Source organism: Campylobacter sp. W0014, from assembly GCF_020135975.1.
Taxonomy (GTDB): domain Bacteria; phylum Campylobacterota; class Campylobacteria; order Campylobacterales; family Campylobacteraceae; genus Campylobacter_D.
Window position 1 is genome coordinate 1 of record NZ_JACHTR010000010.1, and the last position, 25751, is coordinate 25751.

Sequence of the window (25751 nt, forward strand, 5' to 3'; positions counted from 1 at the left end):
TTCTTCTAGATTGATTTGACCGAGTTCTGTTATACCATTTACGCTATTTGTATAATTGTAAAACATTATACCATTGCTAGAAACTTCTATAGTCCCTTTATTAATTAAAGTTTCTATTTTATTTTTATTTGATATAATAATACCTTGTGCAGCTCCTTTAATAGTTCCTTCATTGCTAAAATTTTTAATTGTTGAAGAATTTTCACCGTCATAAACATCAAGTAAAATGCCAGTTGAATTAGGATCGTTTAAAGTTCCCTCGATAACTCCTTTGTTGATAAATTTATCAATATTTGAACTTCCGACATAAACACCTACTGGACCAGAAATTGTTCCAGTATTTTCAAAAGTTTCTATACGAGAGTTACTTAATTCTAAACCGGAATTCGGATCAAAAATAACTTCATTTCCACTTGCTACTATAGTTCCATTATTTTTAAAACTGTTTATGGTTGAGTGACCAAGATATACCCCTTTTTCTTTAGAGTTTATAATTCCATCGTTATTAAAACTGTTTATAGTTGAACTTTGAAGATTGATACCTTTATTAATACCGTTTATTAATCCATTGCTTTTATTAGTAAAAGTATCTATAGTCCCTTTATTAAGATATATACCGTTTCCGCCTGTACTTTGTATAGTTCCGCTATTTTCAAAGGTTTTTATATAATCATTTTGATTGTTACTAATTTCTCCACCATTTATTTCAAGACCAGACCAATTACCAGAAATAAGACCACTATTTTTAAAATTATCTATAGTAGCTCCATAAAATTTTATAGCTTCTTGAGTGCCACCATTTTTTATAGTTCCTTGATTGTTAAAATTTTGAAGCGATGAGCCATTTTGAAATTCTATAGCAAAACCATTACTAGGTTTAACAGAACCACTACTTGTAATGGTTAAAGTTGTATTATTTGCTCCACTTACGGTAATTTTATCTGTTTTTTCTTCACTAACTGTTCCACAGTTACCACTACATCCAGCACCACTAATTTCAGCATCAGCATAGGTGCTTAAAACAGAAACTGCTGCTAAAGAAAATAAGAATTTTTTAGAAAGAGAGTGATTGTTTAAATCTCTTGTTTTTCTCGATAAATTTTTATTTTTCATAAAATCCTTTCTTAGGTTAAAAATCATTTCTAAATTTCTATATTTAAGAAATAATTTATATTATTTTATATAAAAAGCGATATTGCCATAAAAGGCAATATCGTAAATTAAAATTGAATTGGAAATTAAAATAATCAGTAGCTAAAAGAGTGAAAGATCGATTCTAAAAAGGAGTCTAGTTTAGCTTCAAATTATTTTATAAAAAGGACTTATTTTTAAAAATAATTAAAATTATAATTAAAAATAATTGTAATTATAATAAAATATAACTAAAATTATCAAATTAAATTTTTTTATCATTCAAATAAAAAATTTTAATTAAAATTAAAAAGATATTATTTTTCAAAAATATTATAGATTTTTAAAAATATCAAGGCTTTTTAAGGGTATTATGCTAAAATAACATCCGCCTTTTCTTAGACCTGTGCAATGCTATTTTTAAGCACCGCTTCAGGGTGGGAACACAGCAGAGCACTTGATCATAGTGTGTGCCGCAGCCATCTGAGAAAGGGTTTTAAAGCTATTCTATGAAACCACTAGCGATAACTTTATCCCCATCGTAAAATACAGCCATTTGTCCGCTTGCTATGCCATAAACGCTTTCTTTGAGTGTGATTTTTGCGCTATTGTCTTCAAAAATTTTAACTTCGCAAGGCGTGGATTTGGATCTATAGCGAATTTTAACTTCACAGTTTAGATTTTTTGCTTCTATAAATAAATTGATATTTTTTAGTTCAAATTCATCGATTTTTAATTCTTCTTTTTTGCCCACGACAATTTGATTTTTTTGAGGATTGATTTTTAAAACAAAATGAGGTTCATGTGCTCCTTTGACTTCAAAACCTCGTCTTTTTCCTATGGTGTAGTGCATATAACCTTCATGTTTTCCCACAACTTTTCCACTACTATCCAGTACTTCTCCTGGAATTTTTGTATCCATAAATTGATCTAAAACTTGGACATAGGTATTTTCCACAAAGCAAATTTCAGAACTTTCTTTTTGTGTAGCAAAAGATTTTAAAACTTCAATCGAAGAGGCAAAAGCTTTAACATCTTCTTTTTTCATTTCTCCTAGAGGAAAGATAAGATATTTTAAAGCTTCTTTGTCAGCACTTGCTAAAAAATAACTCTGATCTTTACTTTCATCAGCTGCTGTGCGGATGAGACCATTTTCAAGTCTTGCATAATGCCCTGTGGCTAATTTTTCACAACCTAAACTTTTTGCAAATTCAAGAAGTTTTCCAAGTTTAATAAAACGATTGCATAAAGCGCAAGGATTTGGAGTTTTGCCCTCTTTGTAAGTATTGACAAAAGGCATATAAACCTTATCTTTAAAATCCTCTTGTAAATCTAAAATATGATAAGGAATTTGTAAAAAATTGGCTACTTTTTCTACTTTTTTGATATTTTCTTCGTGGTAATTAGGTTTGCCATGAAGTTTCATATAGCAACCTATGACTTCATGTCCTGCATTTTTTAATTTGTAAGCCGTGACTGTACTATCAACTCCCCCGCTCATTGCGACTAGAATTTTCATTAAAGTTCCTTTAAAGTGTTAATTATAAAATCTAAGTCGTCAGTAATTTTATACTTTAACTCATCTCCTCGTGAAATCACTCCTTGTTTGAGTAAAGAATTTCTGACAAACTCATCAAAGCCTTGCCAAAATTCACTCCCAAACAAAAAAATAGGAACATTTTTCTTAAATTCAAGTTGTTTAAGTGTAAGAACTTCGCAAAGTTCATCAAGTGTTCCAAAGCCGCCCGGGAAAATCACAAAAGCAAGACTCTTTTCAATAAGAGCCATTTTGCGTATGGCTAAGCTCTCAAAAGTAATACCGTATTCTATAAAATCATTTAATTTTTGCTCATGAGGCAAAAGTATGTTAAAACCTACAGATTTTATAGAATTTGCATTGGCACTAAAAGCACCTTCATTGGCTGCTTGCATAATGCCACCGCCACCGCCACTGATTACGCAAAAATCATTCTCAACACATTTTTTTGCAAGAATTTTTGCTTGTTGGCAGTAAAAATCATCTTTCTCTAATCTTGCAGATCCAAAAAAAGTTATGGTTTTTTTAAAGTCTGGTATATTAGCAAATTTTTCTAAATCTTGGCTTATTTTTTTATCCATTTTGATAACCTTTGAAAATAAAATTCATTCTAGCTAAAAATTGATAATAAGTTCTTTATTTATATTAAAAGAAAAAAATATTAATTTTTATGAATGCTTGTGCTGTTGTTTCTAAGATAGATTGGACTAAGAAAGATCAAAGATTTAAACTGGGGAGAAATACATTTTTAACAAATAACTTTTAGATGAGATGTTAAAAAGGAAAAAAGAAAGAAAAGAGTATCTTAAAAATTATTTCAAGCAAAAAAATGATGAAGAAAAAAATTAAGAACAATTTATACTGAAAAAGATATAAAAGAATTTTATAGCAACCTCCGAAATGGAAGAATTTTCTAGGAAATATGATAAAATACATCCTTGTTTAATTGATGAAAAATATCCTACAATACTCTCCAATGGTTGTAAATATTTTAACAAAATTTGACGTCATTTTTAATGAGACAAAAAATTTGGTCGATTTTTGGGCGCCAGTGATGAAGATTTCGAAATTTTATGGAGTTCTTTTAGTGTAAGAAGTTATTATGCGGAAAAGAAAGAATCCCATTGGCTTTTAGAATCCATCCCTGCGATAAAACGTATATTTATTTAGATATTTATAGTCTAAGTGGTGATGAAGGCGCTGGATTTTCTTTGATAAAGATGAATTTCCTTTATAAAGGCTCAAAAGATGATATATTTATTTACTATTTTATCGATGACAAATTTGTAAAAAGTAATGAAAAAGTTAAATATTGAGAATACTAACCGAAATAAATTATTCTTAGATGCTTTAAGAAATTTATTGGAGCATTTGAAATTATAAAATTAAGATAAATTATAAAATTTATCTTAATTGCTCTAATCTTTCTTTTTTAGAGCCTATTTCTGTAATTTGCACTCCAAAATTTCCATCTACTATCACCACTTCTCCATAGGCGACTCTTTTTTCTCCAATTAAAATTTCAAGCGGATCATTAGCGAGTTGATTAAGCTCTACAACAGAACCAATATCCATAGTTAAAACATCTTTTAAAAGCATTTTTTTATTGCCTATACGAACGCGAACTGGTAAACGAACGTCCATAATAAGGTTAATATTTTTAAGCTCTTCACTAATATTAAAGTGCTTTTCATCGCCAGTTTGAGTGGTATTTTGAGAATTTGCCTCTTCGGTTTTTCCGCTTAAAACGTTGTGTAAATTTTGATCCATAACTAAAGAAATTTGTTCTTCTAGACTTTCTATTTTTACATCGAAAAAATAAAGTTTCACAAAGTCTTTAAAATCAACACTATCGGATATAAAGTCACAAGAAGAAATGCTAAATTCCATATTTGGAATTTCTTTTTGAGCACCTAAGGTGGTTGAAAAAGCTGAGATGATATTTTGTATAGCTTCTTTAGCAGCATCCATTTCGTCAGGACCTAATTGATCATTTTTTGAAATTTCTTCTTCACCCATCATCCATTCTCCGATGGCACTCATAAGAACAGAGCTAGCTAAAATTCCTATTTTTGCATTATCATTTACTTTAAAAATAGCAAAAACTAAAGGGGGTTTGAGTGTATCTTGAGATGAAACATCAAATTCTTTATATTCGCTAAATTCTGCATTTTTTCCTGTTAATCCTTCTATAGTGCTAACACATTCATTTGTAAATAATTTCAAAAAATCATTGATCATATTTCTTCATCCTCCATATTTTCAGACTCATCGTAAGCATTAGCTTTTGCTTTACGCTCTTCTTCGTATTTTTCCAAAATTTCTTTAATTTCATCTTTATCAGTGCGAACAAGTTCAACGATTTTAATCGACTTTCTAAAGCGATGCAAACCAATTTGTGCTAAAAACACATCTTTTTTATCGATGCTAACTATAGCTTTGTCATCAGCTTCTCTATCGAGTTTTAAAATATCTCCTTGTTTTAATTCTAAAAATTCATTAACGCTGATTAAAGTTTTGCCTAAAATAGCTTCATAAACAACTTCGGCACGTCCAATGAGGGTTTTAAGCTCTTTATTTCTTGATTTTTTCGCTGAAGTTTCACCCATCATGATATCACGATTTGCTAAACGGCTTAAAATACTTTCTAAATGCACAACGGGATAGCAAATATTAACCATTCCGCTTGAATTACCTATGATAATTTCCATAACAACCATGATTACAATTTCATTTTGTGATACGATTTGGACAACATTTGGGCTTGATTCTTTTGCTTCAACGCTTGGATAAATTTCAGTAACACCTGCCCAGCTTTCTTTAAGTCTTTGCATGATAATACGCAAAATAGAATCAAGCAAATTAAGCTCTATATCTGTAAGCTCCCGTGAAGCTTCATAGCTTTCACCTTGACCCCCTAAAAGCCTATCAATCATTGGAAAAGCAATACTTGGATTGATTTCTAATACACAGTTTCCATCTAAAGGCTTAATGGAAAATACGTTAAAGCTTGTAGGGCTTGGCAGAGACATTAAAAATTCCCCATAAGTCATCTGATCTACAGAGTGAAGTTTTGTTTCAACAATGCTTCTCATCATGGATGAAATTTGAGAGGCTAAATTTCTTGCAAGTTTATCATGTATACTTTTTATTGTTCTTAGCTGTTCTTTTGAAACCCTATTAGGACGCTTAAAATCATATACAATGATATTTCTTTCTTCTTTATCTTCTTTAGAATTTGAAGTTGTGGGCGCTTCTGTATCATCAACAACTTCAAGTAAAGCATCAATTTCTTCTTGAGAGAGTATTTCTGCCATTAAATGAGCCTTTCTCTAAGTTTTTTAAGAAGTTTTTTATGAATTTGAGAAATTCGACTTTCACTAATATCTAAAATTTGACTGATTTCTTTAAGACTTAATTCTTCATAATAATAAAGTTGAATGATAAGTTGATCGCGCTCTTTTAAATCTTCTAAGATTTCATGAATTTTTTCTAAAAATTCTTCTTTTTCTAGTTTTTCTAAAGTATCATCTTCATTATAAAGTTCCATTTGTTCATCTATGGGTAAAGTATAACTGATCGCATGTGCTGTGCGAACTTCTTTAATTTTTTCTATATCCAAATCAAGTTTTTTTGCCAAATATTCGTCATCGGGTTCTTCTTCATTTTCTCTGAAGTATTCATCAATTAAATTATCAATATCTTTGATAATTTTTCGGTTGTTACGACTCATAACATCCAAAGAGCGTAAAAAATCAAGCATAGAGCCATTAACCCTTTTTCTAGCAAAACCCCAAAAACTGTCATTTTGCTCTTTATCGTAGCGACGAGAGAGTTTGATCATTTCTTCTACTCCGACGCTAATAAGATCATTAACATCAATGCTAGAAGGTAAGCGTTCTTTCAAACGAAAAGCCATAGCACGAAGTGCTGGCATATAGGATAAAACTAATTGATCCTGTTCATTTTTTATCGTTTGAATATAAGCTTTAGGCGGCTTTTTTTGCATGCTTACGTCTTTCTTTTGATTCGTTTTTCTTAAGTTCTTCTCTTTCTTTGTTAAGTTTTTCTAAAATTGTATCCATTTTCTTTTCGCGAATTACAAGATCATTGATAATATTATTGCTTGTTCTTTCATATTCATTTTTATTAAAAATTCTTCCACTAATTTTTTTAATATCAATAAAGCAAATGATGGCAATATGGATGCAAACATAAAACATAAAAGTAATCAAGCAAGTAAAAACTAAAACATCAAAAGGATTATCAATGCTAGCAATGCTAAAAGATAGCCCTATAAAAAATCCACAAACTGTAAAAAATGCTACATAATTTTCTGGTCTCATTATCTCTTCTTTATTAAAATCTTTCGATAATTTTTCTAAAGAAATTTGAAAAACTTCGACTTGAAACATTATCAAGCATTTTCCGTTCCAACCTATATAAAAGCTTGGAAGCTATGGATTTTAACTCATCGCTCACATTGGTATTTTCATCTGTAAATAGGGTGCGTTTTTTTATGCTTAAACTAACATCTTTTGAGGAACTTAAATGTCCTAAAAATTCTAAATTAAGAGGATTTTTAATATTAGCATCTGCAACTTTTTTAATATTTTCAAAAACCTTTAAAGCTTCTTTTTCATTTTTTACCACATTAAATAGCATGAGTAAATTTTCTTTAGTTTTTGAAGTAGTTTTAATAGTGGCATAAGCATCTGTAATTGCAGCAGGATCAGGAACAGTAACGACAACAACTTCATCAGCCATTTCTAAAAAATTCAAGGTGTTGCCTCCAATCCCTGCTCCTGTATCTATAATGAGGAAATCAAGTTCATCTAAAATACTTGCTTGATTTAAAAATCTTTCATAAATATTTTTGTCATTGTATTTTAAAATTTCATCTCCGCTTTCGCCTGGTATAAGCCATAAATTAGGTTTTACTTCGATGAGTATATCTTCTAAAGAGCATTCTCCGCGTAAAACATGTAAAAGATTTTTATGAATACGAACATTTAAAATCACATCTAAATTCGCTAAGCCAATATCAGCATCAAATAATCCTACCTTGTAGCCATTCTTTGCTAAAACATTAGCTAAATTTGCACTGATGGTGCTTTTACCTACACCACCTTTACCACTTGTAATGGCGATAAAATGAGTATTTTGTGATTTTTTACTGCCATTTTGATTCATTAAAGTGCGAAGTTTATTGGCTTGATTATCCATTATTTTTTCCTTTATTAAAACCTTCTAGGATGCAACGAACTAAAAAGTCACTGTTTGCCACTTCTATATCATCTGGAACTTCTTGTCCAGTTGAAAAAAAGCTAAGAGGTATATTTGTTTCATAAATAAGAGAAAATATATTTCCAAACACTTTAGTTTCATCGAATTTGGTGATAATAAGAGTGTCAATATTTAAAAACGAGAAGTTTTTATAAATTTCCATTAAATCTTCATGTTTTGTATTTGCCGAAATCACTAAATTAACATCAATTTCAGCATTAGAATGCATTAAAAATTCTTTTGTTTTGGCTAGTTTGGTTTGATCGTATTGTGAATTTCCTATAGTATCAACTAAGATAATTTCACAATTATTTAAGCTTTTAATCGCTTCATCAAGATCCTTTGGCTCTATGCTATCAATGATAGGAAGTTTCATCATTTTAGCATATTGAAAAAGCTGCTCTACCGCACCAATTCTATAAGTATCAAGCGTGATAATACCCGTTTTATAACGTTTATCACCATAAGCATATCTAAAAGCTAATTTTGCTAAAGTAGTAGTTTTTCCTACGCCTGTTGGGCCAACTAACATCATAATTTTTTGCTTTTTGATATCGCTTTCAATGCGACAAGGTAAAATATTTCTCAAAAGAGAGTAAAAATATCTTTGCACCGCTTCTTTATTAGTTTTCATGGAAGCTGGCATATTTTCAATTGTTGCTTTCATGATAGCTTCTAAGTGTTTTTCAAGCATCCCACTTTCTTTGGCTTGTTTATAAATGGTTGCAAATTCTGGAGGAATGATGAGATTGTTACGGGCTTCGGCTTTTTCATCCCACATCATATCGGCTAAAAGATCAATTTTGTCATTGAGTTTATTGATTTGTTTTTCAACATGTTCTATTTTTTTATTATAATTTGGTTGAGGTGTATAATCTTCCAAAGGCGTATTAGTTACTTTAGAAATTTCACTGCTAACCTCACTCAAGCGCTCTTTAAAATCACTAAAACCCATCGAAGAATTGGGATTTATTTTACTAGGTGGAAAGTCTTGATAGTTTTTATTTTCAACTCTAGAAGCGCCTAAATTTAAACTGGCTTTTGCGTTTGAAAAATCAAGAATAACATCTTCATCTTCGCTTACGTTTGTAGTTTTGACTTTTGGTTTTTCTAAGATATCAGGATTTGAGATATTTTTTTGAATAGGTTTTTTAGGCGGTAGGCTTTTTCCCATTTTTTTAAGATGTTCGTGATAATCAGCTTCTTCAATGGCAACCATCACTTCATAAAGCGCACCACGATTAAGGGTTTTTGGGCGAATTTGTTTATTGGTGATGATGAGCGCTTTATCGCCATAGTCTTCTTTGACTTTAGGTATGATTTGATCTGTATCTTCAACGGTAAAGGTATGGATAAGTTGTCCCATTTATAATCCTTTTATATCAAGCCCAAAGGTAAAATTACGCTTATTCTTTCTTTAACCCCTGGATGGGGCACCTCACACCACGCATCCCGCTTGACTTTTCTTGAAAAATATAAAAGATCTAAATCAAGCGTTCTAGGAGCGTTTTTGAAAGTTCTTTTGCGTTTGAATTTCAACTCATAAAAAAGTAAAACTTTCAAAAAAGCTCTTGCGTGTAAATTTGTTTGTACTAGCATAACAGCATTAGTAAAATCTTTTTGCGCTTTAAATCCAAAAGCTTCATTGATGAGATAAGGTGAGGTTTCTAAAACTTTTATTCTTTTATCATCCATGAATTTTCTAAATAAAGCATCAAAACGTTTTTTTTCAGGCTCTATGTTACTTCCTAGACCCAAAACAGCAAAGTATTTAAACTCCTTTTTATCTCGGCTAAAATAAGGAAAAAAACGACTTTTTTCTAGTCGTCTTGCCCCTTTTATTTTTAGCATTACGGTTTAATTTTGAACCTGTGCTTGTGCTTGCATACTGCGCAAATTGTTAATTTGATCGCAAATTTGGATCACACCCATAAGGGCTAAATGATATCCAAAAGGACCAAAACCTATAATCGATCCAGAGCAAACTGGAGCGATTAAACTTTTTTGACGAAATTCTTCTCTGCGATAAGTGTTAGAAATATGAACTTCTACAGTTGGCAAAGCTACTGCTGCTATTGCATCACGAATCGCTACAGAAGTATGAGTGTAAGCTCCAGCATTGATAATAATCCCATCTTTGGTGCCCAAACACTCTTGAATTTTATCTACAATTTCTCCTTCAAAATTACTTTGAAAAAAGTCAAGTTCAACATTATTTTGAGATGCTGCAATTTTCATTTGTTCGTGGATATCATCCATTTTCATTGCGCCGTAGATATTGATCTCTCGTATTCCTAACATGTTGATATTTGGACCTTGAATGACCATTATTTTCATAAAATTCACCTTAAAAATTATTTTTAACTTTCTATTATAACATTTTAAAATAAATTTTTGCTACAATCATGATTTTATTTTTAAGGAAAAATTCGTGTATATTATCGGCGCAAAGTATCTTTTTTTATGTGATGAAAATTTTACTATTTTAGAAAATCAAGCTTTTGTTTTTGAGGATAAAATCTTAGAATTTGGAGAACTTGAGTATTTGTTAAAAAAATATCCTAAGGCCCAATGGATAAAAACGGATCAAAATTCCATTATTCTTCCTGCTTTTATTAATCCTCATACGCACTTAGAATTTAGCGCTAATTCTACAACTTTACATTTTGGAGAGTTTTTGACTTGGCTTAAAAGTGTGATTAAATCACGCTCCTTTTTAAGCGCTAAAGCTAAAGAAGAATTGATTTTTGAAAATATAAGAAAAATACAAAGAAGCGGAGTGGGAACTATAGGTGAAATTTCAAGCTTTGGGAGCGATTTTAATGCCTGTTTAAAAGCGAGCAAAAAGGGTATACGCGTTGTTTATTTTAATGAAATTTTAGGTACAAATGAAGATCAAATTGAAGAAAAAAAAGTTGAATTTTTACAAAGATTTGAAAATTCTTTAAAGCATAAAAGTGAATTTTTTATCCCTGCAATTTCTGTACATTCTGCTTACTCTACTCATCCAAAACTTGCTCATTTTGCGCTTAATTTGGCAAGAAAATATGATTTGTTAGTAAGCACTCATTTTTTAGAAAGTAGGGCTGAAAATAATTGGCTAAGAAAAGCACAAGGTGGATTTAAAAAATGGTTGGAAAATTTTATAGCTAATCCTAAGCCATTTTATGCGCCAAAAGATTATGTAAAGCTTTTTGAAAATGTAAAAACTCTTTTTACGCATTGTGTGTATTTAAAAGAATATGAATGGCTAGATAAAACTTATCATTCTATAACTCATTGCGCTTTCTCAAATCGTCTGTTAAGCCAAAAAAGATTTGATTTGAAAAAAGCTTTAAAGAGTGGTTTAAATGTCCATCTTGGAACAGATGGACTTAGTTCTAATATTTCTTTATCCTTGCTTGATGAAATGCGTGCGAATTTATTAATTCATCAAGGGGAAGATTTACTGAATTTAGCTTCTAAGCTTTTGCAAATGGCAACTTTATATCCTGCAAAAGCTTTAAATTTAAATGCAGGAGAATTGAAAGTCGGAAAAAATGCGGATTTTAGCGTTTTTAATCTTGGAGAATGTGAAAAAAAACAAGCGCCTTTGCAATTTATTTTAAATGCTAAAGAAGTGGAAAAATTTTTTATAAAAGGAAAAGAATGCAATTTATAAAATCGTTTTTTAAAATTCTAGGAAATGGTATTAAATTTATCAATACTTATTTTAAAACTTTTGTTTTATTGTTGATTGTGATTTGGATTTTTGCTTCAAGCCAAGGTTCAAATTCGCATTTTGCTAATTTAGAACGTATTGATTTAAAGGGTGAAATTTTTGATAGTTCTTCTGTATTAGAAAAAATCATCAACGCTAAAAATGATGATCAAATTAAAGGGGTTCTTTTTGCGATCGATTCTCCAGGAGGTGCTTTTGCTCCAAGTATGGAACTTGCTTTAGCTATAAAAGATTTAAGAGCTAAAAAACCTGTGGTGGTGTATGCAAGTGGTACTATGGCGAGCGGGAGTTATTTAGCAGGGGTAGGAGCTAATAAAATTTTGGCCAATCCTGCAAGTTTTATTGGATCGATTGGGGTGATTATGCAGGGGGCTGATATTAGTGAGTTGGCTAATAAATTAGGCATTAAAGAGCAAACCATACAAGCGGGAGAATTTAAAAGTGCAGGAACTTTTACAAGGGCTTGGAGTGGCAAAGAAAAGCAATATTTGCAAGATTTAATCAATCAAAGTTATGATTTATTTGTTAATTTTGTTTCCAAGGAAAGAAATTTAGACAAAGCTCAAAAAGATACTTGGGCTAATGCAAGAGTATTTTTAGCGCAAAAAGCTAAGGAATTAGGTTTAATTGATGATGTTAGCAACTATGAAAATGCTAAAAAAGAGCTTGAAAAACTTAGCAAGGTTCAAACGCCTATTTGGAAAGAAGAAGATAAAATCGATAAATTATTTAATCGTTTAGAGAATAAAACTTCAAGTTTGATAAGTCAAAGTTTTACTCAACTGATCTATAAAAGCAGTTTTTTTAGCGCAAGATAATTATTTTTTATTTAAATGAATTTTCATTTTATTTTTGCAAAAAGGACATTCTTTTTTGCATTTGCTCTAAATTTGAAGCGTATTCTACGGATTGCAATAAGGACAAATAACTTCTTAACTTAATATAGGATAAGAGCAATACTCTTTATCTAAAATAAAATATTTAACTTTTTCGATGATATACTTCTTAAATGGTTTTTATGAGTTTGTTAAGTTCTGCTTTGGCATTTTTCTCATCTTTAACGACTAAAATTTTTGCTTTTGACCAAAAAAAGCTTTTTGGTTGTTCAAATTTTCCCCAACGCCAATCAAATCTCGGTTTTAAAAGGACTATTGTTGGAATTTCAAGGGCTAAACTAAGGTGTGCTATAGCACTATCTATAGTGATCATGCAATCAATATCGCTTAAATTATTTAAAGTATCATTCCAATTTTTTATTTTTGTGGCTCTATTTTCTATTTTATCTGGCAATTTATAATCACCTTGCATTTGGAAAGAAATAAGCTCATATGGTGTATCTTTTAAACTATCAAGTAAAAATTCTAATTCAAAATTCCTTGTCGTTTCAGAATCTATAGCATTTGGAGTAAACCAAAAAATTCCTATTTTTTTGATTTTATCTTGTGTTCTATGATACGCTTTTATCGGGGTTTTTAGTTGGGAAAGTTCTGTTAATTTGATATCCATAAAAAAAGGTAAAGAACAAATTGGCATAGCATAATCAAAATTTTTAGGCAAACTTTTTAATACTTTTAAATTTTTAAAGCTCTTTTCGGATTGATTTAAAATTTTGATTTGACTTTTAAACATTTCATACATAGCACTTTGAGGTGCAAAAAGTACATTAGAAGCGATTTGGCAAATTTTTTCTAAACATCTAGAATACATGATGGTATCCCCATATCCTTGCTCACAGAACACAAGAATTTCTTTATTTTTAAATGCCTCTATGCCATCTTTATTGAAAGCTTGCATTGTTTTATTGTAGTGGTAGGCTGAAAAAGTTTCATTATGAGCATAAAAAAGTCGGCTTTCATAAAATTTTTTTCCTTCTTCAAAATTATCTTCTACGCCCATACGCATTAAAAGATAGGCTAAATCAAATTTATAAGTTGCATGTGAGTGCAAGCTTAAAGCTTTTTGATATGCATGATAAGCATTTTGATAGTTGGAGCTAAATTCTAAAACCTTGGCATAGTTTTGCCAAAATTGAGCGCTATGTTGGTTAAATTCTTGTAAGGATTGAAATAAAGCTAAAGATTGTTCTATTTTAAAAAGTTTAAAAAGTAAATATGCTTTTTGGGGTAAAATTTGGGTATTTAAAAATTCTTCAATTTTTGCGATTGTTATATTTTCTTTTGTTTTATTTTGCAAACGATCTTGAAAATTTGATGTATTAAAATGTGTTTTTTCTACTAACAATCCTTGTTTGATTTTTTCGTTAGTTTGTATGCAAAAAGCACAGAGCTCTTCATGAGCTTTAAGGGCTTTATTGAAATCTTTTTTAAAGTAGATTTCAGCATAACTTTTCCATAAATTTAAATTATAAAGATCTTTTTTGAGTAAATTTTGAAAGATTTTTTCTGTTTCTTCTAATTTGCCTATCATTTGAAAGAGCAAAGCTAATTCTAAATTGATTTCATCGTGTAAAGCATCATTTTTTTCCAAAAGCTTTTTAAACAGATCAAGCGCTTCTTGAAATTTGGAATTTAATATATAAGCCTTTGCAAGAAAAAGACCGTTGAAACTGGTTGCATTTTTTAAAAAAAGTTGTTTGGCATAATACAAAGCTTTATCATTTATGGATAGCTTAAAAGAACATAGCGTAGCATATGTTAAAGCATCAATATTATCAAGATATTTTTCACTTATTTTTAAACATTTTTCATAATTAGAGTTAAAATAATAATAATAAATTTGATTAAGCATAAGTTCACCTTTTAAATTTATATATTTTCTATTAAAAATAATTGATATTATAATAAAAAATAATTGATATGATTAAATTAAATTTTTATATGATTTTAATAAATAAAAACAATAGATAAATAAACTTATCTATCGCTTGAAAAGACTAAAAGGTTTTACATTTTTTTTAAAAATATTTTAATATTTTGCATCGTTTTATTTTCTTCGCTTGCAATGAGTTTAAAAATTTCTTTCATGATATGAATGATATCTGAGTTAAATTGATTTTGTTTTGTATTAAAATGAAAGAGATCTGAAAAAAAGTATTTAAAGTATATACCGCGATCATCTGAACTATTTTCAATGAATTGATTTAAAGTCAAATGGCTATCAATGAAAAATTTAAAATCTGTATAAACAAGTCTTGAGTAAAAAAAATTATTTATATTTTTTATAGAAACAATGAAGCAATTTTCATCATTTGTATCTTGATGATAAATTAATTTATCGTATTTATTTATGTAAATTAACATTAATAGTTTTCCTTAAAACATTAATTTATAAATATAATCTTAATTATTTTTAGTAATTTATCAAAAAATTATTTAATTTAGGATTAAAATACTATTAATTAGCAGAATATGTGAAATTTATAAAAATAGGAATAAATTTTTAATTTTGTAGTTTAATTTTTATTCTAGATAAAAATTATCTAGAATAAAACTCAGTATAAAATAATGTGTGCTTGTTGTGGTCCATGAACACCAAAAACAGTTATTAATTCTATATCAGCAGTTCTTGAAGGTCCAGCAATAAACAAAATATTACTTGGTAAATTCTCATGCTCTTTTTTGGTTAAATTCAAAGCCTCACTAAGACTTTTAACTATATTTTCTTTTTTAAGCAAAACAATACAAAGTTTTGGAGCCAAAGAAAGCATTCTAGGCTGTTCTTTTGATGAAAGTACTAAAGCAACACCATGAGAGCTAACTCCAACTCTTGCATGGATAATAGAAAAATCACTATGAAAAACTTCAGATCTTAAATCTTCTATATTTTTATCAAAGCAAACTTTTTCTTCAGCATTAATCTTTTCCAAATTTAAATTTAAATTTTGCGGATAGATCAGTTTTGTATAGCCATAATTCGAGACAATTTCATTGATTTTTTCTTCAAGTTTATCCTGAGTGCTTTCTTCAACGATATATCTATTATCACTCATTTTTTGCTTTAATTCGCTAAGCATATCATCTGTGGTGCGAATATGCTCTACAGGATCAATGCTTGGAGTGCGAGAAAATTCTGTTTCATGATAGTAATTTTCTAGCTTTTTTAAAATATTTGCTTTGCTTTTTGAGGAAATTTCTGCAATTTTATTCATAAATAACTCCTTGAAGTTTTTCTACTTCTTTGTATAAATCTTTTTTAATTTCTGGTAATTCTTTAAAAGTACTCCAATTTTTAATTACTGGCAAAGAATCTTTAAATTTATGCAATAAAGAATTAAAATAATGAGCCTTTGAGAAAGAAAATCTCCACAAATTTCCACTAGTAGCCAAGCTTTTAAATTTTGCAAAAGCAAAGGCTTCTGCGGCATTGTGATGAACCAAATTTGCTCCTATAGGTGGATTATCTCCTTGTCCTACTTTATCACGTCTTAATTTTCTAATAAGATCAGCTAAAGGAATTTTAACAGGACATACCTCTGAACAACGTCCGCAAAGTGAGCAAAAAGTTAAAATATCCCCTGTATGATCTATACCAAAAATATTTGGACTGATAACTTCTCCTATAGGTCCTGGATAGGTTGTTTGATAAGTGTGTCCGCCTATTTGGTCATAAACAGGACAAAAATTCATACAAGCGCCACATCTTATACATCTTAAAGCTTCATAATAGTCTTCATTGGCAAGCATATTAGTGCGGTTGTTGTTAAATAATACCACATGCACTTCTTTAGGACCGTCTAATTCTCCATTTTTTCTTGGCCCTGTAATGATATTATTGTAAGTTGGTATAAATTGTCCTGTAGCAGAAGGAGTAAGCAAGGATACCATTGTGGCCGCATCTTCAAAAGTTTCCATAACTTTTTCTATACCACAAAGTGCTATATGGATATCAGGAGCTGTGGTACACATCCTGCCATTACCTTCATTTTCTATAAGCCAAAAAGCTCCTTCTTTAGACATGGCAAAATTAACTCCACTTAAACCCAATTTTAAACCTTCAAATTCATCCCTTAAATGTTTTCTTGCTATAGCATTAAGTTTTTCTGGTTCACTTTCTAATTCAGAGTTTAATTTTTCTTTAAAGATTTTTCCTATTTCATAACGATTTCTATGGATGGCTGGAACTACGATATGGACAGGCACTTCATCGTTTAATTGCAAAATAAGTTCACCCAAATCGGTTTCAATGGCTTTCATTCCTTTGCTTTCTAAATAGTGATTTAAGCCTATCTCTTCACTGGCCATTGATTTACCTTTTAGAACTTTAGAGATATTTTTTTCTATCATGAGTTGATAAATAATCTCACAAGCATCCTCTTTTGTATCTGCCCAATGCACGATCATTCCATTAGCTGTGGCGTTTTTTTCAAATTCTAATAAACGATCTTTTAAACTCATTAAAGCATTATTTTTAGCTTGTTTGGCTTTAGATCTTAAGCCTTGCCAATTATTAAATTTAGCATCAATCACTTTAAAACGATTGGTTTGCAAAGTATGCATAGCATTAACAAGGTTTTCTTGCATTTGTTTATCGTTTAGCTTTATATGAACGATTTGCTCATGAGGCATTTTAGCATTCATAGTCTTTCTCCTTGTAAGCGTTTGATTAAAAAGTCATACAAATGGATAGGTTTGATATCAAGCCCCATTTTTTTTATGGTGCCTCCTAAATTAAGCAAACAGCCTCCATCAGCACTGACTAAATATTTTACTCCTGTATTTTGGATATCTTTAATTTTGCTTTGTGCCATAGCGTTTGAAATTTCAGGTTCTTTTATGCAAAAAGTCCCACCAAATCCACAGCATTCTTCTTCATAAGTTAAAGGCACAAGCTCAACATTTTTAAGTCTTTTGATTAAGTTTTTATTTGCATCTATACTTTTTTGAACTCTTAAAGCATGACAATTTGAATGCCAAGTTATTTTTACAGGCTCACCCTTGTCTTCATAATTTACATTTAGAACTTTATCAAGATATTGAGAAAGTTCTATCACCCTTTCGCTGAAATTTTTTACTTTTTCAAATTGGGGATCATTTTTAAATAGTTCTAGATAATCATGAGCCATCATACCAGCACAAGATCCACTTGGTACAACTATAGGATAAGGTTCATCAAAGAGATTTACATTATACATTGCAATCTCTTTACTCTCTTTAAAATAACCCGAATTAAAAGAAGGTTGAGAGCAACAAGTTTGTTTCTTTTTGAATATAACCTCAACTCCTTCTAAACGTAAAAGTTTTAAAGCATTTAAAATTGTATCTTGCATAGCTGCTGTACCTAAGCAAGTTGCATAAAAATATACTTTTTTCATTAAATTTACCTTTCAATAATTACTATTTTAAAACAACACTAGGAATGATACCTTGCAAGAAGAAAGCGATAAAACAAGTCCAAATTCCCACTAAAATAATAAAAGCTATAGAATATTTAAGAGTAAATTTGAAAAGTTCAGATTCTCTTCCTACTAATCCAACGGCTGCACAAGCTACGGCTATACTTTGAGGGCTTATCATTTTTCCAACAACTCCACCTACAGAGTTTGCTGCTAAAAATAAAACTTCATTAACTCCAAGTTTTTGAGCGGTTGCTTGCTGTAAAGTCCCAAAAAGTAAATTAGCACTTGTATCAGATCCTGTTAAGAATACTCCTATCCAGCCTATAGCAGGTGAGAAGAAGGAGAATATATCGCCTGTGTGTGCAAATGCAAGACCCAAGGTCGCACTCATACCGCTATTTTTAGAAATAAAAGCAAAAGCCACTACAAGACCTATAGTAAGGCAAGGAATAGCCATTTCTTTTAAAGTTGCCCCAAAACATTCAGCAGCATCACTTGCTTTGATTTTTAAAATAAAAATAGTTAAAAATGCTGCAAACAAAATAGCAGTTCCTGCCTGAGCTACGGTTTTTCCATTGATAAAATCTATGCCCAAATTTAAACTAACTGGCTTAAGAACGCTTGCATCAACGATAGAAGGACTAAGTATTCCTTGAGTGATATTGTTAAATGCAATAGTGATGCTAGTAAAGGCAAAAATTCCATCTTTTCCAAAAAGATTTTTAAACCAAGGTTGAGTCCAAAAAATTATACAAACTATAAGTAAGATAAATGGAGCCCAAGCTTTCAATACCGAAGAAAGGTTAAGATTATCATTGGTTTGAAAATTAGTTTCTCCATCAACGCGGTAAATATTTTTTATTTTCCAAAATTTTAAAAATAAAGTTGTAATAGCTAAAGAAGCAACAGCGGAAATAATGCTTGGAAGTTCTGCACCTAAATAGTTGGAACTAAGATATTGAGTAAGGGTAAAGCTTGCTGCTGCGACAAAAACTGCAGGAAAAGTTTCTTTAACGCCTTTGAAACCATTCATTAAAAATACAACAAAAAAAGGCACAATAAAACTAAGAGGTATGAGCATTCTACCTATCATAGCTGAAACAGATTGACTTTCAATTTTAACCAAATCGCACATTGCAATAACGGGAATTCCAACAGCCCCAAATGCTACAGGTGCAGTATTGGCTATAAGACAAAGTCCAGCTGCTTGCAATGGTTTAAAACCAAGTCCAACCAAAAGAGCTGCAGTAATAGCAATTGGTCCACCAAATCCTATTGCACCTTCTAAAAATGATCCAAAACAAAAACCGATCAAAATCACTTGCATTCTGTGATCTGGAGTGATACTCATAACGCTTTTTTTGATAACTTCAAAAGAACCTGATTTAATCGAAAGTTTGTAAAGAAAAATCGCTGCAATGATAATCCAAGCGATAGGCCACATACCATTAATAAAGCCTTGAATAAAACTTGCTCCAACCAAATTCCAAGGCATTTTATATGCAAATAAAGCCACCAAAGATGCTGCAATAACGGTTAAAAATCCAGCTTGAAAACCTTTAAGTTTGAAAAAAACCAGACAAACTAAAAAACAAAGAATTGGTAAAAATGCTATTAAAGCACTTAGCCAAATATTATTCATCGGGTCATAAATTTGTTGCCACATTTAATATTTTCTCCTTAAATTTTTTATATGCACTGTATCCATTGTATCAAATTTTTTAAAAATAGATTTGCAAGAAATTAAATAGGGGTTAAAGTTTATGAGTTATTAAAAATTTTGTGTATTTTTGTAACATATAGATTTTTTTACTTTTAATAAAATATAAACATAATAAAATGATTTTTTATATTTAAAAATATTTTTTTTAATCTTTGTATATTTTATCGTATTTATCAGTATTGCTTTTTATTAAATAATTTAAATTAATTTTTTATTTTTTATCAAAAACTAAATTAATTTAAAAATAAACCGATATAGTTAATAAATCTTTTAAAAATATTGCAATCTAAAAAGCTGATTAAAGTCAGCTTTTTAGAAAAATTATTTTAAATCCCAGTTTATAATATCTTTTCCTAAACTTTTTAAAATTTCATTAACTTTTGAAAAATGTTTGCAACCTAAAAAGCCTGTTCTAGCTAATGGACTAGGATGAGCCGCTTCTAATATAAAATGTTTTTTTATATCAATAAGATTTTTTTTAGACTTTGCAAAATTCCCCCAAAGTATAAAAATAAGTCCCGTTTTTTCTTTGCTAAGTTTAGATATAATAGCATCGCTAAATTCTTGCCAACCCCAAGTACTATGGCTTGCAGGTTTTCCAGCTTCAACACTAAGAATAGAATTTAAAAGCAAAACCCCTTGTTTTGCCCAAAAACTCAAATCTCCATCTTTTGCAGGTTGAATTTTTAAATCATTATAAAGCTCTTTATAAATATTAGCTAGGCTTGGTGGAATTCTAATTCCTTTGGGAACTGAAAAACTAAGTCCCATTGCTTGACCTTCTTGATGGTAAGGATCTTGCCCTAAAATGATTACTTTTAAATCCTTTAAAGGGGTAAGATTAAAGGCATTAAAAGTTAAATTTGCTGGTGGATAAATTGTTTTTTTATTTTCTAAGGTATGAATATATTTTTTTTTAATTTCTAAAAAATAAGGTTTTAAAAATTCTTCCTTTAAAAAATTTTTCCAATCTTCATTTATTTTAATATTGTTTAAATCAATAATTATTTCTTCCATACTATAATAATCCAAAGTTTTATATTTATAGTGAAATTATAACAAAAATTTATTTTCTATAGATATATTTTAATCTTTTTATTTAGTTTTACTTGAATAAATATTAATAATATTAACTAAATATTAACTAAAATAGGAATATACTTATCTACGAAGATTTTTAGTGTTTGCATTAAAAATACAAATTATTTATGAAAGGTCTATAATGGGAACAAGAAAAGAACACGATTTTATAGGAGAATTAGAAATTCCTGATGATGTATATTACGGAGTACAAACTTGTAGGGCTTTAGAAAATTTTAAAATGAGTGGCAGGGCTCTAAAAGAATATCCGTTTTTTGTAAAAGCTTTTGCACAAGTTAAAAAAGCAGCAGCTTTAGCTAATAAAGATTTGGGAATGGTTCCAGCTGATAGGGCTGATTATATAGTTAAAGCTTGTGATAGAATTATAAATGGTGAGTTTTTAGATCAATTTGTAGTGGATATGGTTCAAGGTGGTGCTGGAACAAGTACAAATATGAATGCTAATGAAGTGATTACTAATGTTGCTCTTGAAATGATGGGACATAAAAAAGGTGAATATCAATATCTTCATCCAAATGACAATACAAATTTTGGCCAATCAACCAACGATGCTTATCCAAGCTCTATAAAAGTTGCAGTTCATGCTAAAATGGGCGATTTGCTTAAGGCTATGGAAGTATTAAAAAATGAATTAGAAATTAAAGCAAAAGAATGGAAAGATATCTTAAAAATTGGTAGAACAGAGCTTGAAGATGCTGTTCCAACAACTTTAGGAAATACTTTTAATGCTTTTGCAAGCTATTTAAAAAGCGATATAGAAAAAATTACCAAAGCAAGAGAATCAATGACTTATTTAAATTTAGGAGCAACAGCGATCGGCACAGGAATTTGCTGTCATCCTGATTATAAAGATTTGGTTGAAAAATATTTAAGTGATATAACAGGTTCTACTTTTAGACCGGCAGAGGATTTTATAGCGGCGACTCAAGATACAGCTGATTTTGTCCATGTAAGCGGAGCTTTAAAAACTGCTGCGGTTAGACTTTCTAAAATTGCTAATGATATAAGATTAATGAATTCAGGCCCAAGATGTGGTTTGGGTGAAGTTAATTTACCTCAAATGCAACCAGGTAGTTCTATCATGCCAGGTAAGGTAAATCCTGTAATTCCTGAAGTAGTTGGAGAAGCTTGTTATGAAGTTATAGGCAATGATGTAACCATAATGCTTTGCTCAGAAAGAGGAGAATTTGAACTTAATGCGTTTGAGCCAGGAATTGCTTATGCTTTATTTAATTCTTTAGTTCTTTTAGAAAATGCAATGCTAACTTTAGCTAACAAAGCAATCAAGCATTTAACAGCTAATCCAGAAAAATGTAAAGAAACTATGTTAAATTCTGTTTGTTTAGTCACTGCTTTAAATCCTTATATAGGATATGAAAATTCAGCATCAGTTGCAAAAGAAGCTTTGCAAACTGGAAAAAACGTTGCTGATATAGTTTTAGAAAGAGGCTTGTTAACCAAAGAAAAACTAGATGAATATTTAACTCCTGAAAATATGCTAAATCCGCGTATTGAAAAATAAAAGGTTTTATTATGAGTGTGGAGTTGATTTTACAAATAGTTGTCTTTTTGGGTTCTATTTTTATAGGAATTCGTCTAGGAGGTATAGCTATAGGCTATGCAGGAGGCATAGGGGTTGTTATTTTAGGACTTGCTTTAGGCATGAAGCCAGGTAGTATTCCTTGGGATGTTATTTTAATTATTGCTGCAGCTATTGCAGCAATTTCTGCGATGCAACAAGCTGGTGGTCTTGATTATATGGTAAGATTAACCGAGAGATTTTTAAGAAAGCATCCAAAATTCATCAATTATTTAGCTCCAATTTGCGGATGGCTCTTAACTCTTTTAGCAGGAACAGGTAATGCTGTGTTTTCTTTAATGCCTGTAGTTGTTGATGTTGCAAAATCTCAAAATATCAAACCTTCAGTCCCGCTTTCTTTAATGGTGGTTGCTTCTCAAATAGGTATTACCGCATCTCCTGTTAGTGCTGCTGTTGTTTATATGAGTGGAGTTTTAGAACAATTTGGATGGAATTATCCAACACTATTGGGAATTTGGATCAGTACAACCTTTATCGCTTGTATTTTAACAGCGTTTATAGTTAGTATCATTACTCCTTTAGATCTTAATAAAAGTAAAATTTACCAAGAGCGTTTAAAAGTAGGACTTGTTAAAGATGCTAATGAGGTTTTACAAGCACAAGATAAACCAGGTGCTAAACTTTCAGTTGGAATTTTTCTAATCACAGTCTTATGCGTGGTTTTATACGCAACAGCAATTTCTAGTAATATTAGATGGATAGATCCTGTTGTTATTCCAAGAGATTCAGCTATTATGAGCTTTTTATTAACAGCAGCGACTTTGATCACTTGGTTTTGTAAAGTAGATCCAGCAAAAATTTTGAATACAAGTGTTTTTAAAAGTGGTATGACAGCTTGTGTTTGTGTTTTTGGTGTTGCTTGGCTTGGAAATACTTTTGTTTCGGGTCATACACAAGAAATCACAGATTTAGCAAGTAATTGGGTAAAACAAATTCCAGCAACACTTGCAGTGGCATTTTTCTTTGCTAGTATGCTTTTATATTCTCAAGCAGCTACAGCTAAAGCTATTGTTCCAGTGGTAATTACTTCTTTGGGTATCACTGCTGCAAATCCGAATGATTCTTATATGTTAGTGGCTTGTTTTGCTGCAGTTTCTGCACTTTTTGTTTTGCCAACTTATCCTACTTTATTGGGTGCTGTGCAAATGGATGATACAGGAACAACGAGAATAGGTAAATTTATCTTTAATCACTCTTTCTTTATACCAGGTGTGTTAGCTATTGCTATTTCGGTAGCTTTAGGCTTTGTTGCGGCTGGCTTTTTAAAGTAATCAATAATAGCCTTAGAGGCTATTATTGATTTTTTGATATAGTTTAGAATAATTTTTATTTTTTGGATTATTTTAAATGTATCGAATAATATTATTTTTTATTATATTTATTTTGAGTGCTTGCTCAACTTATCAAGATCAAAATTTATTTTATCAAAAAGAATTATTTTCTAAAAAATGCGATCAGGATTTTTTTGAAAAACAACTACAAGCGATCAATCAAGATGATGACACTATTTTTAAAGGCTTAAATACAGCGTATATTGCTAGAGATTGTAAGGATTTTAATTTAAGCAATGCTATTTTTGATCAAGTAGAAAATTCTTATAAATATGATGTTGATTTACAAAATATTGCTCACAAGAGTGTAAATTTTATTAGTTCTACATTGATAAACGATGGTGTTAATGATTATCAAGGTGCTTGGTATGAACGAACCATGGTTAATGTTTATAAGGGTTTAAATTTCATGAGTTTGAAAGATTTTTCAAATGCTAGAGTGGAATTTAATCGCGCTTTAGCAAGGCAAGATATGGCTAAAGAATATTTTGCTATTCAAATTCAGCAGATGCGAAAAAAAGCGGAAGAAGAAGAGAATTTCAAACAAAATATAGATCAAAATCTCAAAATCATTGCAAATCAATACAATAATCTTTTTAAAGAATTTCATGCGCAAAAAAACTATACAAATGCTTATGTAACTTATATTTCTTCAGTATTTTTTTTCATGGCTCATGATTATCAAAAAGCTTCTGATTTGCTTAAAGAGGTTTATGCAGCATACAATAATGATAAAGAAATACAAAGAGAATTTGAGCTTTTTGATCAATACTCCAAGGCTTTAAATCCGCAAAAATTAAAAAAACATATTTTCATCATTTATGAAAATGGTTTAAGCCCTGCATTGGATGAATTTTCACTTACTTTGCCTTTTATTTTTGATCAGCATATCGTAACAGCAAGTGTGGCTTTGCCTACTTTAAAAAAGAGAGAAGAATCCTTTGCTTATTTAAATGTTTTTGATGGTAAAAATTTAAACCAAACTGTGAGAATTTTCGATTTTGATGAGGTGGTTGCTAGCGAATTTAAAGAAGAATTGAATGCTAAAATTATGAAATCTTTAATGTCAAGCCTTTTTAAAACAGGTTTAAACATGGCTGTAGCAAAAAATGATCAAAGTGGAATTTTGACTTTTGCGACGGATATTTTTACTGCGGCGACAACGAGAAGTGATTTGAGAATTTGGAATTTTTTACCTAAAAATATTCAAATTTTAATGATCGATAATAATGGCTTTGTTAAAATTCAAGATGAAAATAATAATGCAATATATTCTAATTCTTTGAATCAAAATAAAGATATATTGATTTTAGTTAGATCTTTTAATCCAATAATCCCAAGTGAAATTTACAAAATTGAAAATTAAACAAAGTATAATAGATTAAAAAAAAGGAAATTAAGATGAGAAATTTATTTTTAGTGGCTTGTCATGCTTTTTTAGCTTTTTTTCTCGCAGCTTGTGGGGCGCCTGTTTATACTGATGGTTATGCGAGTCAAAAAAAACAAGGAGATGCTTTAACTTTAGGGCTTGATAGAGAAGATTTTGAAAAAACGGCACAAGAAATGATTGAAAGCATGTTGAAAGATCCTGCTTTTGCTAATATTTCGCAAGGTCAAAGAAAAGTGATAACTATCGGAAAAATCATTAATGATACCCCTCAAAGAATCGATACAGATAAACTTATAAGCAAAATAACTATAGCGCTTAGAAAATCAGGCAAATTTGTCCTTACTACAGCCGTTGCAGCAGGGGGTGCTAGAGATGAGATGAGTGAAGCCGTAAGAGAACTACGGGATAATGAAGAATTTAACCAAAATACTATTTCTAAAAAAGGAACTTTAGTGGCCCCTGATTTTTCATTAAGCGGAAAAATTCGTCAAGATACTGTTAAGCTTAGAAATGGCGATATACAAGCGGAATATTTTTTTCATTTAACACTTACAGATTTAAATTCAGGACTTGCTTATTGGGAAGATGAAAAAACAATCGATAAAACAGGAACAAGTAAATCAGTGACTTGGTAAA

Annotated in this window: 24 protein-coding genes, 1 other RNA gene and 1 pseudogene; 8 read left to right on the forward strand and 18 right to left on the reverse strand. The window is 30.2% G+C overall.

Annotation, left to right across the window (positions count from 1 at the left end; translation table 11 throughout):
* Nucleotides 1-1113 (reverse strand): annotated as a pseudogene (locus H2277_RS04550) (hypothetical protein); the annotation flags it as partial.
* A 413-nt stretch (nt 1114-1526) separates the two neighbouring features.
* On the opposite strand from H2277_RS04550, the gene ffs reads away from it, so the two are divergent.
* An RNA gene (gene ffs / locus H2277_RS04555) (signal recognition particle sRNA small type) lies at nt 1527-1624 on the forward strand.
* A gap of 9 nt (nt 1625-1633) precedes the next feature.
* Here the strand turns inward: ffs and mnmA are convergent.
* A complete protein-coding gene (mnmA, locus tag H2277_RS04560) occupies nt 1634-2650 on the reverse strand; it encodes a tRNA 2-thiouridine(34) synthase MnmA (protein ID WP_337201174.1) in 1017 nt (338 codons plus the stop codon).
* Complete coding sequence (locus H2277_RS04565; RefSeq protein WP_337201175.1) at nt 2650-3249, reverse strand: TIGR00730 family Rossman fold protein; 600 nt, start codon at nt 3247-3249, stop codon at nt 2650-2652. Before H2277_RS04565 ends, mnmA begins: the two co-directional genes overlap by 1 nt.
* A gap of 543 nt (nt 3250-3792) precedes the next feature.
* On the opposite strand from H2277_RS04565, the gene H2277_RS04570 reads away from it, so the two are divergent.
* Nucleotides 3793-3984 carry a hypothetical protein gene (locus tag H2277_RS04570; RefSeq protein WP_337201176.1) on the forward strand — a complete coding sequence of 64 codons (192 nt, stop codon included), beginning with the start codon at nt 3793-3795 and terminating at the stop codon, nt 3982-3984.
* An 88-nt stretch (nt 3985-4072) separates the two neighbouring features.
* On the opposite strand, the gene fliY is transcribed toward H2277_RS04570, so the two are convergent.
* The 8 genes from fliY to aroQ are packed head-to-tail and all read right to left on the reverse strand — an operon-like array spanning nt 4073 to nt 10291.
* Nucleotides 4073-4909, reverse strand: a complete 837-nt coding sequence (gene fliY / locus H2277_RS04575) for a flagellar motor switch protein FliY (RefSeq protein WP_337201177.1) — start codon at nt 4907-4909, stop codon at nt 4073-4075.
* Nucleotides 4906-5985, reverse strand: a complete 1080-nt coding sequence (gene fliM, locus H2277_RS04580) for a flagellar motor switch protein FliM (RefSeq protein ID WP_337201178.1) — start codon at nt 5983-5985, stop codon at nt 4906-4908. The genes fliY and fliM overlap by 4 nt, the downstream gene beginning before the upstream one ends.
* Nucleotides 5985-6677, reverse strand: coding sequence for an RNA polymerase sigma factor FliA (locus H2277_RS04585; protein ID WP_337201180.1), 693 nt, complete (start codon nt 6675-6677; stop codon nt 5985-5987). The genes fliM and H2277_RS04585 overlap by 1 nt, the downstream gene beginning before the upstream one ends.
* Nucleotides 6658-7014 carry a hypothetical protein gene (locus H2277_RS04590; RefSeq protein ID WP_337201181.1) on the reverse strand — a complete coding sequence of 119 codons (357 nt, stop codon included), beginning with the start codon at nt 7012-7014 and terminating at the stop codon, nt 6658-6660. Before H2277_RS04590 ends, H2277_RS04585 begins: the two co-directional genes overlap by 20 nt.
* Before the next feature lie 13 nt (nt 7015-7027).
* Nucleotides 7028-7894, reverse strand: a complete 867-nt coding sequence (gene flhG, locus H2277_RS04595) for a flagella biosynthesis ATPase FlhG (RefSeq protein WP_337201182.1) — start codon at nt 7892-7894, stop codon at nt 7028-7030.
* Nucleotides 7887-9320: a flagellar biosynthesis protein FlhF gene (gene flhF / locus H2277_RS04600; protein WP_337201183.1), complete on the reverse strand. Its 1434-nt coding sequence runs from the start codon at nt 9318-9320 to the stop codon at nt 7887-7889. Before flhF ends, flhG begins: the two co-directional genes overlap by 8 nt.
* A gap of 11 nt (nt 9321-9331) precedes the next feature.
* The gene (gene folK, locus H2277_RS04605) at nt 9332-9805 is read right to left on the reverse strand and encodes a 2-amino-4-hydroxy-6-hydroxymethyldihydropteridine diphosphokinase (protein ID WP_337201184.1); all 474 of its coding nucleotides are present in this window, start codon (nt 9803-9805) and stop codon (nt 9332-9334) included.
* Between the two features lie 6 nt (nt 9806-9811).
* Nucleotides 9812-10291 carry a type II 3-dehydroquinate dehydratase gene (aroQ, locus tag H2277_RS04610; protein ID WP_137623158.1) on the reverse strand — a complete coding sequence of 160 codons (480 nt, stop codon included), beginning with the start codon at nt 10289-10291 and terminating at the stop codon, nt 9812-9814.
* 94 nt (nt 10292-10385) lie between these two features.
* Between aroQ and H2277_RS04615 the strand changes: the two genes are divergently transcribed.
* Together H2277_RS04615 and sppA are read left to right on the forward strand one after the other, a co-directional pair.
* The gene (locus H2277_RS04615; RefSeq protein WP_337201185.1) at nt 10386-11615 is read left to right on the forward strand and encodes a metal-dependent hydrolase; all 1230 of its coding nucleotides are present in this window, start codon (nt 10386-10388) and stop codon (nt 11613-11615) included.
* Nucleotides 11603-12493: a signal peptide peptidase SppA gene (sppA, locus tag H2277_RS04620; protein WP_337201186.1), complete on the forward strand. Its 891-nt coding sequence runs from the start codon at nt 11603-11605 to the stop codon at nt 12491-12493. Before H2277_RS04615 ends, sppA begins: the two co-directional genes overlap by 13 nt.
* A 187-nt stretch (nt 12494-12680) precedes the next feature.
* On the opposite strand, the gene H2277_RS04625 is transcribed toward sppA, so the two are convergent.
* The 7 genes from H2277_RS04625 to ung form a co-directional block, all read right to left on the reverse strand.
* Nucleotides 12681-14423: a hypothetical protein gene (locus tag H2277_RS04625; protein WP_337201187.1), complete on the reverse strand. Its 1743-nt coding sequence runs from the start codon at nt 14421-14423 to the stop codon at nt 12681-12683.
* 155 nt (nt 14424-14578) lie between these two features.
* Complete coding sequence (locus tag H2277_RS04630) at nt 14579-14935, reverse strand: hypothetical protein (RefSeq protein WP_337201188.1); 357 nt, start codon at nt 14933-14935, stop codon at nt 14579-14581.
* A gap of 191 nt (nt 14936-15126) precedes the next feature.
* Entirely contained in the window at nt 15127-15783 is a 657-nt protein-coding gene (locus tag H2277_RS04635; RefSeq protein WP_337201189.1) for a lactate utilization protein C, read from the reverse strand.
* Complete coding sequence (locus H2277_RS04640) at nt 15776-17212, reverse strand: LutB/LldF family L-lactate oxidation iron-sulfur protein (protein WP_337201190.1); 1437 nt, start codon at nt 17210-17212, stop codon at nt 15776-15778. Before H2277_RS04640 ends, H2277_RS04635 begins: the two co-directional genes overlap by 8 nt.
* Nucleotides 17209-17946: a (Fe-S)-binding protein gene (locus H2277_RS04645; RefSeq protein ID WP_337201191.1), complete on the reverse strand. Its 738-nt coding sequence runs from the start codon at nt 17944-17946 to the stop codon at nt 17209-17211. The genes H2277_RS04640 and H2277_RS04645 overlap by 4 nt, the downstream gene beginning before the upstream one ends.
* A gap of 22 nt (nt 17947-17968) precedes the next feature.
* Nucleotides 17969-19636, reverse strand: a complete 1668-nt coding sequence (locus tag H2277_RS04650) for an L-lactate permease (RefSeq protein ID WP_337201192.1) — start codon at nt 19634-19636, stop codon at nt 17969-17971.
* A gap of 378 nt (nt 19637-20014) precedes the next feature.
* A complete protein-coding gene (ung, locus tag H2277_RS04655) occupies nt 20015-20710 on the reverse strand; it encodes a uracil-DNA glycosylase (protein ID WP_337201193.1) in 696 nt (231 codons plus the stop codon).
* Nucleotides 20711-20915: 205 nt separating this feature from the next.
* On the opposite strand from ung, the gene H2277_RS04660 reads away from it, so the two are divergent.
* The 4 genes from H2277_RS04660 (at nt 20916) to lpoB (ending at nt 25750) form a co-directional block, all read left to right on the forward strand.
* Nucleotides 20916-22316 carry an aspartate ammonia-lyase gene (locus tag H2277_RS04660; protein ID WP_337201194.1) on the forward strand — a complete coding sequence of 467 codons (1401 nt, stop codon included), beginning with the start codon at nt 20916-20918 and terminating at the stop codon, nt 22314-22316.
* A gap of 11 nt (nt 22317-22327) precedes the next feature.
* The gene (locus tag H2277_RS04665; RefSeq protein WP_337201195.1) at nt 22328-23665 is read left to right on the forward strand and encodes an anaerobic C4-dicarboxylate transporter; all 1338 of its coding nucleotides are present in this window, start codon (nt 22328-22330) and stop codon (nt 23663-23665) included.
* 76 nt (nt 23666-23741) lie between these two features.
* Nucleotides 23742-25091 carry a hypothetical protein gene (locus H2277_RS04670; protein WP_337201196.1) on the forward strand — a complete coding sequence of 450 codons (1350 nt, stop codon included), beginning with the start codon at nt 23742-23744 and terminating at the stop codon, nt 25089-25091.
* 35 nt (nt 25092-25126) lie between these two features.
* Nucleotides 25127-25750 carry a penicillin-binding protein activator LpoB gene (lpoB, locus tag H2277_RS04675; protein ID WP_337201197.1) on the forward strand — a complete coding sequence of 208 codons (624 nt, stop codon included), beginning with the start codon at nt 25127-25129 and terminating at the stop codon, nt 25748-25750.
* Nucleotide 25751 lies beyond the last annotated feature (1 nt).